Genomic DNA, 12,461 nt, shown 5'->3' with positions numbered 1-12,461 from the left:
AATCAGCCTTTTGTTAAAATAGAGTGGACAAACAGCTGATAGAGGTGTTTTTTTTGAATAAAAATGAGATAAAAAGAATCCTGGCTAAATTTTCTTTGTTCAGGGATCTTGATGACCATGAACTTGAGAAGATTGTCGATATATCAATTTCACGAGAATGGAAGAAAAACAGCCATATTTTCATGCAGGGCGATCCGCTTGAAAATGTGTATTTTATTAATGAAGGAAAAGTGAAGATCTATAAAAGCGATGCCAATGGCCGGGAGCAAATAGTGGCCATTTTGAAAAAAGGAGAAATGTTCCCGCACGTAGGTTTTTTCAGGAAAGGCGGATATCCAGGTTATTCCGAGGTATTGGAGCAGGCAAGTCTCGTTGTCGTGCCGATTTCGCAGTTCGAGAAAGTTTTGGTTGATAACCCTCACTTAAGCATCAAGGTATTCAAGGTACTTGGAGAAAAAATCGTTGACCTTCAAGAAAGGCTTGAAGCACAAATCCTGAACAACACATACGAACAGATCATTAAGCTTTTGATCAGGCTCGGTGAACTTCACGGAGAAAAACTGGAGAATGGCACGGTTTTGCTAAAGGCTGATTTCACAAACAAAGACCTCGCCAATATGATTGGAACGACTAGAGAAACGGTAAGCAGGACGCTGACTAAATTAAAAAAAGACGAACTGATTACTACTGATTCAAATGGGAACATAATATTGAACCATGACGTTCTGATGGATGAGCTTGTTTAATTCCGCAAACTATTTACTACTTATCAAGTTCTAAAGCCTTCCGGAAAAAGCACCATAGCTAATAAGAAAATCGGTTTAACAAGTAGTGAACCATTTGATAGCAAACTTAATTAAACGCCCGAAGCATATGCTTCGGGCGTTCTTATTCTTTGGCTGTTTTCGTAAAGATTGTTGTTAAAATCCTAAAGCCGATTTTAACGTAATGTAAGCCATTTTGCAGGTCGGTATTTAGTTTGCATGCTCTTTTCTCACAAACGAGGAAACTTTTCGAATAAAAATAGGCCCTTCAATCCTATTTTGTAGTCAATAGCAACAAAGTTGAGAAAAGAGCCTATTCTTTTTATTCAGTTTTGCTTAATCCCATCATCGTTTCCATATCTTCCTGTGCGGTTGTGATCAACTTCAGGTTGAATGTATCCTGAAGTACTTCCATCACTCCACCAGAAATGAATTCAGGCGGCTTAGGTCCAATGCGGATATCCTGAATTCCAAGACTGAACAATCCAAGCAGGATCGCTACAGCCTTTTGCTCGAACCATGAAAGGACGATACTGACAGGCAGCTCATTAACGTCACATTCAAACGCATCAGCAAGTGCCTTCGCAATTTTTACAGTGGATACAGAGTTATTGCACTGGCCAAGGTCCAAGTATCTTGGAATGTTTGTTCCAGGAACCACTCCATAATCTACATCATTGAAACGGAATTTTCCGCAAGAAGTTGTCAGGATCACAGCTTCTGGAGGGAGTGATGTCGCAAGCTCACGGTAGTATTCTCCGCCTTTACCTGGTGCGTCACAGCCTGCAATAACGAAGAAGCGCTTGATTTTACCGGCTTTTACTGCATCAATGACCTCAGGCGCCAGTCCGATCACTGTTTCATGGTGGAAGCCTGTCACTAATGTTTCTTCGGATTCCATATTGGCTTCCGGAAGCTCCAATGCTCTTTCGATCAGCATGGAGAAATCATCATTTTCAATTTTGCTCACATTCTCAAGGCCCGCAACTTCATATGTAAACATACGGTCTGCATATGAACCTTTAATTGGCATTACACAATTTGTCGTGGCCAGAATCGCTCCTGGGAATTTTTCAAACAGGCGGCGCTGGTCGAACCAGGCTTTCCCGATGTTCCCTTTTAGATGCGGATACTTCTTCAATGCTGGATAGCCATGGGCAGGAAGCATCTCGGAGTGAGTATAGATGTTGATTCCTTTTCCTTCTGTTTGCTTCAATAATTCTTCAAGCGCGAAAAGGTTGTGACCTGTTACAACGATTGCTTTTCCTTCAATCTTATTCTGGCTGACCTTGACAGGCTGCGGAATTCCAAGACGGCTGGTGTGTGCCTCATCAAGCATTTCCATCACACGTACAGCTGACTGGCCAACCTTCATTGCCATATCGATATGTTCTTGAACATTAAAGTTTGAGTTGGTTAATGTCATATATAATGCTTCATGGGTTGTAGCGTCCACAAAGGGATCTGTGAAGCCAAGCTGGTTCGCATGTGTTCTATATGCTGCAATCCCCTTCAAAGCAAAAATCATTGTATCCTGAAGACTAGCGATAGTCTCATCTTTTCCGCATACACCAACAACTTTACATCCCCCTGTTGGCGTTTGTTCACATTGGTAACAAAACATATGTGCATTCCCCTCTTCTGCGTTATTTACTTTTTCAGCATACAGAGGATGAAAATCCTGTTAAGTGACCTAAATCACACTAAATGCATTTTTCACAAAGTGTTCAAAAATTAAGGGCGAAGTGATGAAGCCTTCCAAGGTAAAAAAAATACCAATATTGAACAGGGACATTCCTGTTAACATATCCTATTATAAGAATTCCTGCAGAGGAGGATGTTCCCAATGGCAACCAACCATCCTGACCGCCCAAAAAAACATGAGGCTCTGGAACAATGGTTAAAATCTATGAATCAACTGATACAAGAGAAGCCGGTTAAAGGCATACTGCAAAGCATTGATGATTTTTTCAGACAGCCCTTTCCACATTCACCCTTCAATGTGGTACTGCATGAAACAGAAAAGGAGTATATAGTAAAAGCAGAATTGCCAGGGGTTAAGAGAGACCAAATATCTATCAATATTATTAATAACTCGCTTACCATATTGATCAATCAGACTGACGTCACTTCAGAGATCAATGATATCACCAAAACGGAGAAGCACATGGCTTCGACCCGGCGATTGAGCAGGACGATTCCCTTTTCTGTTCCTGTCAATGAAAGAAAGACCCGAGCTGCCTATCGTGACGGGCTGCTTGAAGTCAAGGTTTCTAAAAAGCAAGGCAAGAAGATTGATATTTTGTCTGAGCAGGATGAATGAAATGATAAAAATCCTTATTGAACCCTTATATAGCAGACGATTACCTCGCATAAGGGTACGATTCCTTCTTTATCGTACCCTTTTAGCAGACGGAAACCTCGCATAAGGATACGATTCCCTCTTTATCGTACCCTTATAGCAAACGAAAACCTCGCATAAGGATACGATTCCCTCTTTATCGTACCCATATAGCAGAAGAAACCCTCGCATAAGGATACGATTCCCTCTTTATCGTACCCTTATAACAGATATAAACCTTGCATAAGGTAACGATTCCCTCTTTATCGTACCCTTATAGCAGATGAAAACCTCGTATAAGGATACGATTCCCTCTTTATCGTACCCTTATAGCAGATGAAAACCTCGCATAAGGATACGATTCCCTCTTTATCGTACCCTTATAGCAGATGAAACCCTCGCATAAGGATACGGTCAACAAACAAGCAGGCTAATTAAATGGCCTGCTTGTTTTTTTGTTCCTATAGCTTTCGATTCCCCTCATAGTAGTTCAGGTATTAAGGAAATCTCCATCTTACTTAAACCTTGAACATCCCGCCAAGTCCTTTGACCAGTGAAGAAACCTGTGTCACTGCATTCATCATCTGTCCAGCCGTATCCACCATTTTGTTGACATCCAAGTTCCCATCCTGGCTCTTAAAGGAGTTCATAATCGATTGCAGGCCGGATGGCTGCTTAGGCATGAATGCATATTGCGGATAGGGATTGAAATTCTGATAATCGTTTTGTGGATTATAGTAACCGTAAATCGGGTCACCCTCAGGCTCAAGGGGATTCTGGAAAAGCATTTTGGAATAGTCATTCTTGTTCCCGGCCATTTGAATAGGCTGATTCCAAGAGCCATTTCCCTGCATATACGGGTTCATTGGATATCCCTGCTGCATATATGGGTTCACCGGGTTTTCCTGCTGTATATATTGGTTAGGCCAGTTTCCTGGCGACGCATTCCAATGTAGAGCGTTATATTGTTGAGGGTATGGCTGCTGCCGGTTCAAACCTTGATTATTCACGTTTACAAAGTTCGGATCTAAATTATATTGGTTTTCCCACCATTGTGGATGACTGGCATTCGTCTTATTTCTGCGGCCAAACATGGCGAACATCCTCCTCCAGGTTTTCATTACGATATTATATGTTATGGCCGCCCAGTTGGTGATAATGCTGGAAGGTGCTTCCGGTTTTGTCTAATGATGAAATATGTTGTCGGAAGTTTCAATTTTTGAAAAATAAATGACAATTGGATTTTCGTGATACGATTATTTCAAATGATGGAGGAGGATGAATATGAACGTTCACGAACTGAAAAATCTTTTTGCCGAGACAAAAGCATATACTCCTGAACATGTAAATGAATTGCTTGATTTCACTAAAAAATCGTACATTCAAAATGAAATTACCATTTTAGAATACCGGAACCTGGTTCGTGAGCTGGAGTTGCAAGGAGCCGTCATTCCTGAGGAACAGAAAGAAATATCCATCTAAACAGATCGAAGCACCAGTTCAGAACTGGTGCTTCTTTATTTTCAGCTGCCTGGCTGACCGGAATCTTCTTCAATGGCAATAATCATGCTGTTTAAAATGAATTCGACCGACTGTAATTGATCGAGGAACCTCTTCTTGCTTGTTTCAGGAAAAAAAGCCTGAACAGAGATGACTTCCAAATAATCAGCCGCTGTTTCGATTTGATTAGCGTGGAGGTTCTTTGGTCTGTTATCCCTTACCCATTTAGCGGCAGATTCTCTCCAGGCATCCGCTGCTATTTTTACCTCATCAGCAAATGGCTTTACTTCCGAATAAAAGTCGCCCCTGATTCCCTTTTCCTTAGAATATTGAAATTTTTTATGGGCTGTATCCACATTTACCAGCAATTTCCGGGACAATGTAAGAATACTATTTTCCAATTCCATGTTCATCACACTTTCTTAAAATCTATTTTAGTTTCGCTATTGTGTCTCGTTGATTCAGTAATACAAAAAAGTAGCCTTCTTTTAAAAAGCTACTTAGTTGAATCTATTCTATTATAAATTAAAAACTCAATTCAAGTTTTAAAGATGTATGTTCAGGCTTGGCATGCAAGGCTGGGGTCATCGGCTGGGGCAGTTTAGCTTCCATTTTTTCTAAAAGAATGCTGGTTTCTGCTAAATGCATGGAATGGGTCCCATACATTGTCTTTCGGATTTCCGTCAATGAATCATGCAGGTTAATATCTGTCACTTCAAGGCTATGGGCCATGTCAGTCAACATCCCTAAAATCTCATCTTTTTCAATTCCTGGTCTCATCGGACATCTCTCCTTACTATAGTAACTTTTTGGGCTGGCAGAACCGATCTCACTGCATGTCAAAGAATCTGATACGGAAATAAAGGAACTTTACTTGTAAATTCTATTTTTGGCTGAAACCTCCTTCCACGTTGACAAAACTAGAAGGAATTCGCCAAACAAAGTGCTTTTCAGCAACAATCTATCCAGCCTTCGACATGCAATTGCCGAATGAAAAACCAGCAAATGAACAAACTAATCTCGGGAGGTGTTCAAATGAATAAAAAACAACAGAAAACTGCACAGCAGCCTGGTAAAACCGCTGAGAAGAAAACAGGATATGGCGACAAAAAATTAGAAGGACCTAACCGTCCAGCAGAATGAACCAAAAAGCGTAAGCGACTCGTTCAGCCCCGACAAGAGACTCAAGGATGCCGACTTGGGAATGAAAACCGGCTGGGCGCTGGAGCTGGATTAAGAAACAAAAAGCAAGGAGCTCCCTTGCTTTTTTGTTTTGTTCATTCCGGTGTGAATAACTCCTTCAGCGAAATCAAAGCATGTAATTGTTTTTGTTTTTTTTTGTACCATCCGGTCAAGTGGACAGGATGCCTGTGATTGATTTCCTGGCTGAACCATTTTTGGTGATATCCCCTCTCTTTATACCAATCACCTTGCTCGTGGAAATGATGCTGAATAATTGGGTATGTACAGCGAAGGAATGGAGTGTCTCTTTTTTTAACACAAGGAAAGTACTGTTCATAATCATGCCTTGAAGCAGTATGTTCCGTATTCACAGCAAATTCCAAAAATAAAGGATAGTAACGGTTGTCAAACAATATTGATGCAAGCCGCTTTCCAAGGTTAATTCTTTTGCTGACAGATTTGAATCCATTCACACTTGCCCCGTAAAGTTCTCCCTCGCACGTCGGAAAAAGGACTGTGCTGAAATGAAGATAATCTTCGAAGGAAAACATCAAGGTATTGAATACTCGCTTTTTATATAGTGGATGCCTTATAACAGGATTATGAATCACGTTTTGTTCATTTATGATCAAAGCAGTCAATAGCCTCTTCTTATCTCCATGCTCCCAAAATATCTGCCATTCCCTTTCCATAAAAGACGAAACATCCAGGAATTTCAGCAAGTGAAACATTGGTGAGCTTTTTTTCGTCGAATAGGAGTATAAAAGGAGCTGAGAATAGGCATCGCGAAAGATCAGCCAATTCGCCCTTTCATATGTTAGGAACAAACGCTGGCGGATTGGAGGATCCAGAAACTTGGGGAACCAGTCTCCCTCCAGGTCGCACATATTATATCCGCCATTTCTTGAAACCATGCTGGCCAGGAATGACCAGATCATTTCTGGATATTCCAGATAGAAATCCAGATATGCTCTTGTTCTTGAGATATTATCTAAATTCCTGTCATGTGTTTCCTGTCTGATTTTTTGTAGAACTTCTGCTTCATCGTCAGTCGGTTGGTCAAATTGAGGATTTTGGGTTATTGACACACCTTTTCTCTTCCTTTTCAATAGGTTCTTTATAGGGTGAATTGAAATGAGGCTTTTTATTCAACCAAAGTCCGTTGATATTTGGTATGATATAGAGTAGTCTGCGAGGTGGTAAGCTTGATATTCAATTATCCAAATGGAAAGAAATATACTCCAAACACAAGTAATGAGCCAGCAAAGAAAGCCCGGGTGCAAAAAAACTCAGCCTATAGCAACAGAGGGATGACATTGGAGGAGGACCTGAATGAAACGAACTCCTACTATCTTGATCGTGGCATAGCGGTAATCCATAAAAAACCGACACCCGTTCAAATCGTTAATGTGGATTATCCGCGCAGGAGTGCAGCAGTTATAAAAGAGGCATACTTTAAACAAGCTTCTACTACAGACTATAATGGGGTTTACAAGGGGAAATACATTGATTTTGAAGCGAAAGAGACGAAGTTTTCAACATCTTTTCCTTTGAAAAACTTTCACGGACACCAGATAGTCCATATGAAAGCCGTACTTGATCAAGAAGGCATATGTTTTGTGATTCTCCGCTTCTCCACCGAAGAAGAGATCTATCTGCTCGAAGCCAGCCATTTACTTAATTTTTGGGAACGAATGATAGCTGGCGGCAGGAAGTCAATCACAAAGGAAGAGGTCATGAAAGTGGGCCATCAGATCCCCCTTGGCCTTCATCCAAGGATTGACTATATAAAGATTATCGATTATCTTTATAAACTTAGTTAGTTTTTTATTGCGAGAAAGGAATGAACTATATATGGCACAAAAACCTCAAACTAGAGAGGAGCGACGAAGACAGCAGGCGGCCAAGAATAAAAAACCCCAAGGCAAGAAAGCGAATAAAGGATTGTTCAAGAAAATTTTCCTGACGCTGATCGCCCTTGGCATCATTGGCATGCTGACTGGAATCGCCACCTTTGCATTCATGATACAGGATACGCCGAAACTTGATGAATCCCTGCTAAAAGATCCGATATCTTCTAAGATTTATGATAAAGACAAGAAGCTCGTAACAGAAGTAGGCTCCCAGAACAGGGATTATGTTGCTTATGAAGATATACCAAAACTAGTTGAAAATGCCTTTTTAGCAACAGAGGATGTCAGATTCTATAAACATAATGGTATAGACGTCATCCGCCTTGGAGGAGCTGTTATAGCAAATATAACTGAGGGCTTTGGTTCCGAAGGTGCTTCTACCATCACTCAGCAGGTTGTCAAAAACTACTTCCTCGGCTTTGAAAAAACGATTTCAAGGAAGGCGCAGGAAGCATGGCTTGCATACCAGTTGGAACAGAAATATACGAAAGAACAAATCTTTGAAATGTATGTAAATAAAATTTATATGTCAGAAAATATGCACGGTGTCCTGACTGCATCAAAGACATACTTTGGCAAAGATGATTTAAGTGAGCTTGAGCTTCATGAAGCAGCCCTGCTTGCAGGTATGCCTCAGAGCCCTAATAATTACAATCCTTTTACGAATCCTGAAAAAGCGGAGCAGCGAAGGAACACTGTATTATTGCTGATGCATCAGCATGGCTTCATTTCAAAGGAAGAGAAAGAAAACGCACAAAAGATTCCAGTTGAATCCAGCCTCGTTAAGGAAGAAAACAGGAAGAATAAGAATGAAGAACCATTCGATGCCTTTGTTGACATGGTGATCGAAGAGGTTACGGAAAAAACCGATTTTGATATCTTTTCCGATGGACTTGAAATTTATACAACCCTTGATCAAAATGCACAGAAACATGTGGAAAATATCCTGAATACAGATACTGCTGTACAATTCCCTAATGAGGAAATGCAGGCTGGTATCACACTGCTTGATACAAAAACAGGGGAAATACGCGCAATTGGCGGCGGCCGAAACCAACAAGTCAAGCGAGGCTTGAATTACGCAATTGATGTTAAAAGACAGCCCGGGTCAACGATTAAGCCAATCCTGGACTACGGCCCTGCAATAGAGCATTTGCAATGGGGTACCTATCATATGCTTGAAGATAAGCCTATGACCTATTCAAATGGCCAGCCAATCGGCAACTGGAATGACAAGTATAATGGCATCATGACAATGAGAAATGCCCTGGCAAAATCAATTAACATCCCTGCCCTGCAGGCATTCCAGGCTGTAGGTGCTCAAAAAGCCAGAGAGTTTGGAGTCAATCTTGGGTTGACTTTAAAAGACCCTATCTATGAATCTGCTTCAATCGGGGCCCATGATATTGCACCGATCGAAATGGCAGGCGCGTATGCGGCTTTTGGAAACAACGGTTTCTTTACAGAGCCATACTCGGTTAAAAAGGTAGTCCTGCGTGACAAGACTGAAATCGATTTGACTCCAGAGACTGAAGTCGTCATGAAAGATTATACTGCTTTTATGATTTCGGATATGCTTAAAACTGCAATCAAGCAAGGTACCGGTGCAACTTATGCAAATATCTCCAACCTTCATGTTGCGGGAAAAACAGGTACAACAAACTACACGCAAGATGAAATCAATGATTGGGGAATTAAAAAAGGCGGTGTCCCTGATTCCTGGTTTGTAGGCTATACAACAAGGTATACTGCTTCCGTATGGACCGGCTACAAAGACAGAAAAACTGCACTTTACGGTACAGAACAGAAAATCTCACAAATGCTTTTCAAGGATCTAATGTCATATGTATCTAAAGATGCAGATACTCCGGACTTTACCGTGCCAAAAAGTGTAGAAAGAGTTAAGATCGAAAAAGGCACGATGCCTGCAAAGCTAGCGAGTGAATATACTCCGAAGGATGAAATCCTTTATGAGTGGGCTGTTAAGGGCAACGTGCCAAAGGAAACTTCAAAGAAATTCGAAAAGCTTGAAACTCCTTCAAAGCTTGAAGCAAAATACGATGAAGCGAAAAATGAAATCATCCTAAGCTGGGAATTTGAACAGGAGAATAAAGGAGATATTCAATTCGAGGTTACCGCATCCCTTGATGAAGGTCCTGAACAAAAATTGACCACGACAGCTGAGACAGGCTTGAAAATCGCCAATGCGGTTCCGGGCGGAATCTATTCATTCAAAGTCACAGCGATACGTGGCGAACAGCGATCTGATCCAGCCACTCTGAAAGTCGAAGTTCCAAAACCACTCCTGCCAGAACAGGAAGATGGCGAGAATGAAGAAGAAGAGAATGATGAAGGAAATGGAAATGGAAACGGCAATGGAAATGGAAATGGAAACGGCAATGGAAATGGAAATGGAAATGGAAATGGAAATGGAAATGGAAATGGAAATGGAAACGCTGATGGCACTGGTGATGGTGATGATACTGGCGATGGTGATAGTGCTGGAAACGGCGATGAAAATAATGACGACGGTGGGGATGGGAATAATCCCCCTGGAACATAAACCTTACTAAAAAAAACAAACGTCCTGAATCAGTCAGGACGTTTGTTTTTTGATTTGTTTAATATTGCTTGTTTAGCAAACTGCTTTTCCTGTTCTGCGAACAATTCAGCAAGCTGTTTATAAGAATGAAAAAGTTTTGGTCTAGCTACAATGAAATCAAGCCTTTCTTTTGCATTCACCGGTTTGATTTTACAATCCTTAATCGAATGCACATCCTGATTCAGGCTGTTTGAAAGAATAAGGAACTGTTCAAATAGCAGGATCGCCCTCTGCATCAAAGGCTCTGCCAAATCGCTTTCCCTGTTCCTGAAGTGAGCGGCTAACTTGGCCTTACACTGATTCCACTCACTGAGAAGTCTTTCCACTGCCATGTCGCGATCCTGCGAGAAAGTATCTATTCTATCCATTACGCTTTTGCTCTCATCCTTTTCTTGCCCTCTCTGCATATCTCCAGCAAAGGACATGTTTCACACTTGGGGTTTTGCGCTTTACAATGGTACCGTCCAAAAAAAATCATCCTGTGATGCGTGATTGACCACTCATCCTCAGGAACCTTTTTCATCAGAGTCTTTTCAACCTCAAGAACTGAATCCTTCCAGCGGCAAAAAGCCAGACGCTTGCTCACCCGCTCTACATGTGTATCAACTGCAATGGCTGGTACTCCAAATGCTACTGAAACAACAACGTTTGCTGTTTTACGCCCAACACCAGGAAGCTTTGTCAATTCATCCCTGTCCCGCGGTACTTCTCCGCCATACTCATCTATAATCATCCTGCAAAGCTTCTGGATATTCATCGACTTATTTCGATATAATCCAATTGAGCGGATGTCCTGCTGAAGTTCTTCCAATGAAACACTCAAAAAATCCTCAGGAGTTTTGTATTTTTGGAATAAGTTTTTTGTCACCTTGTTCACAAGTGCATCAGTGCACTGCGCAGATAGGGCGACAGCAATCACCAGCTCAAAGGGATTCGAGTGAACAAGCTCACAGTGCGCATGAGGGAACATCCTCCCCATTTCATCAAGAGAAAACCTAATCTGTTGTTTATTTAGCATGTCTATCACCACTTTTCTATATTTAACCTTCCGAAATTTAAATGTCCCTTAAGTGCACTCTGCTGAATCGAGCCATTTAAATTAAAAGGCTATTATCGTAAAGATGTTGTTAAAATCCTAAAGCCGATTTTAACGTGATTAAAAGCCATCTTGTAGTTCAAATAAGTGTGCAAGCTCTTTCCTCATAATTAGCTTTAATTTTAAACATAGGCCATTCAATCCTATTTTGCAGTCATTAGCAACAAAGTTTGAGAAAAGAGCCAATTAAAAAAAGAGAGAATGGATGAATTCTCTCGTTACAATTATTGTTCAAGCCAGTTATAAAACGGAACAGGATTCGCAGAAACTTTAGGTTCTTCCTTCCCTGTCTTTTGCGTACTCTGATGCTGCCTGAATTTCCTTCCATAACTTTTTGCTTGTTCAATTGTCTTGATTCCATTCTTCTTCCATTCAAAAAGAATCCGGTCTATGTACCGAAAATTCAATTTGCCAGAGATGACAGCTTCTCTTAACGCAGCTTTAATGATGATTGGATCATGGTGATCATCGTCCATCCACATTGCCAGTGACTCACATTCAAATGGTGATAACGGCCGGCCGAATTCCCTTTCAAACGTTGTATATAAATCCGTCTCTTGCTTTTGGTCCAGAACCTCTTTTTCCTGTTTCCGCTTGAGCATAAACTGATCGAACAGCTTTTCCCATAGCGGTTCCAGTGAATATTTTTCATATCTGATTCCGTCCGTGGAGTTCCCGTCGCTTATCGATATAAACCCTCTTTGAATCAGTGCTCGGAGCAAATCGGTACATTCGAAAGCCGATATCGTCATGCGGGCTGCAAGTTCCGTAGGCGTAGGAAATTCATTTCCTTTTTCAGAAAAATAGAATACATGAAGTAGTAGTGCCAATTCTTGTTCGTTCAATCTCATTTCTTTGTACTGCGTAAGCAATACAGCTGGAATTGTAACATTCCCCTCTTTCAGCCAATCTAACAAATCTGCTTTTTTCATTCCGGACACCTCTTTTCATAGTATAGCATGAACAAGCCCGGCTGGTAATAAAATAGAAAAAGATTAAAAAGGGAAATTAGTCGAAAAATAGCGAAAAGAAAAAAAGCGCAAGCGCCTCGTTCAGCCCCGAC

13 protein-coding genes are annotated in these 12,461 nt (G+C 41.1%); 5 read left to right on the top strand and 8 right to left on the bottom strand.

Going from position 1 to position 12,461, the window contains the following annotated elements:
• Positions 1 to 53 precede the first annotated feature (53 nt).
• Entirely contained in the window at positions 54 to 746 is a 693-nt protein-coding gene (locus J7E35_RS14935) for a Crp/Fnr family transcriptional regulator (RefSeq protein ID WP_214781041.1), read from the top strand.
• A 340-nt stretch (positions 747 to 1,086) separates the two neighbouring features.
• Here J7E35_RS14935 and hcp read toward each other — a convergent pair whose 3' ends face one another.
• Positions 1,087 to 2,388, bottom strand: a complete 1,302-nt coding sequence (hcp, locus tag J7E35_RS14930) for a hydroxylamine reductase (protein ID WP_214781038.1) — start codon at positions 2,386 to 2,388, stop codon at positions 1,087 to 1,089.
• A gap of 222 nt (positions 2,389 to 2,610) precedes the next feature.
• Here hcp and J7E35_RS14925 point away from each other — a divergent pair, with 222 nt between their 5' ends.
• The gene (locus J7E35_RS14925) at positions 2,611 to 3,087 is read left to right on the top strand and encodes an Hsp20/alpha crystallin family protein (protein WP_214781034.1); all 477 of its coding nucleotides are present in this window, start codon (positions 2,611 to 2,613) and stop codon (positions 3,085 to 3,087) included.
• Between the two features lie 536 nt (positions 3,088 to 3,623).
• Here J7E35_RS14925 and J7E35_RS14920 read toward each other — a convergent pair.
• A complete protein-coding gene (locus J7E35_RS14920; RefSeq protein WP_214781030.1) occupies positions 3,624 to 4,199 on the bottom strand; it encodes a YppG family protein in 576 nt (191 codons plus the stop codon).
• Between the two features lie 190 nt (positions 4,200 to 4,389).
• Here J7E35_RS14920 and J7E35_RS14915 point away from each other — a divergent pair, with 190 nt between their 5' ends.
• Positions 4,390 to 4,587 carry a YppF family protein gene (locus tag J7E35_RS14915; protein ID WP_214781027.1) on the top strand — a complete coding sequence of 66 codons (198 nt, stop codon included), beginning with the start codon at positions 4,390 to 4,392 and terminating at the stop codon, positions 4,585 to 4,587.
• A gap of 41 nt (positions 4,588 to 4,628) precedes the next feature.
• Here J7E35_RS14915 and J7E35_RS14910 read toward each other — a convergent pair whose 3' ends face one another.
• The 3 genes from J7E35_RS14910 to J7E35_RS14900 all read right to left on the bottom strand — a co-directional run bounded on the left by J7E35_RS14910 (position 4,629) and on the right by J7E35_RS14900 (position 6,869).
• Positions 4,629 to 5,012: a YppE family protein gene (locus J7E35_RS14910; RefSeq protein ID WP_214781024.1), complete on the bottom strand. Its 384-nt coding sequence runs from the start codon at positions 5,010 to 5,012 to the stop codon at positions 4,629 to 4,631.
• A 118-nt stretch (positions 5,013 to 5,130) separates the two neighbouring features.
• Positions 5,131 to 5,385: a hypothetical protein gene (locus tag J7E35_RS14905; RefSeq protein ID WP_214781021.1), complete on the bottom strand. Its 255-nt coding sequence runs from the start codon at positions 5,383 to 5,385 to the stop codon at positions 5,131 to 5,133.
• 497 nt (positions 5,386 to 5,882) lie between these two features.
• Positions 5,883 to 6,869, bottom strand: a complete 987-nt coding sequence (locus J7E35_RS14900) for a DUF2515 domain-containing protein (RefSeq protein WP_214781539.1) — start codon at positions 6,867 to 6,869, stop codon at positions 5,883 to 5,885.
• A 126-nt stretch (positions 6,870 to 6,995) separates the two neighbouring features.
• Here J7E35_RS14900 and recU point away from each other — a divergent pair, with 126 nt between their 5' ends.
• Together recU and J7E35_RS14890 are read left to right on the top strand one after the other, a co-directional pair.
• Entirely contained in the window at positions 6,996 to 7,610 is a 615-nt protein-coding gene (gene recU, locus J7E35_RS14895) for a Holliday junction resolvase RecU (RefSeq protein ID WP_483297213.1), read from the top strand.
• A gap of 31 nt (positions 7,611 to 7,641) precedes the next feature.
• Entirely contained in the window at positions 7,642 to 10,263 is a 2,622-nt protein-coding gene (locus J7E35_RS14890; RefSeq protein WP_214781015.1) for a penicillin-binding protein 1A, read from the top strand.
• Between the two features lie 29 nt (positions 10,264 to 10,292).
• On the opposite strand, the gene J7E35_RS14885 is transcribed toward J7E35_RS14890, so the two are convergent.
• The 3 genes from J7E35_RS14885 to J7E35_RS14875 all read right to left on the bottom strand — a co-directional run bounded on the left by J7E35_RS14885 (position 10,293) and on the right by J7E35_RS14875 (position 12,330).
• Positions 10,293 to 10,670 (bottom strand): YpoC family protein, encoded by a 378-nt coding sequence (locus tag J7E35_RS14885; protein WP_214781012.1) that lies wholly within the window; start codon positions 10,668 to 10,670, stop codon positions 10,293 to 10,295.
• Positions 10,670 to 11,320, bottom strand: coding sequence for an endonuclease III (gene nth, locus J7E35_RS14880; protein WP_214781009.1), 651 nt, complete (start codon positions 11,318 to 11,320; stop codon positions 10,670 to 10,672). Before nth ends, J7E35_RS14885 begins: the two co-directional genes overlap by 1 nt.
• 302 nt (positions 11,321 to 11,622) lie before the next feature.
• Positions 11,623 to 12,330: a DnaD domain-containing protein gene (locus J7E35_RS14875; RefSeq protein WP_214781004.1), complete on the bottom strand. Its 708-nt coding sequence runs from the start codon at positions 12,328 to 12,330 to the stop codon at positions 11,623 to 11,625.
• Positions 12,331 to 12,461 lie beyond the last annotated feature (131 nt).

Source organism: Bacillus sp. ISL-45 (assembly GCF_018613195.1).
Taxonomy (GTDB): Bacteria; Bacillota; Bacilli; order Bacillales; family Cytobacillaceae; genus Mesobacillus.
Note: the sequence above shows the minus strand (reverse complement) of the source record. Positions and strands in the feature narration are given on the sequence as shown.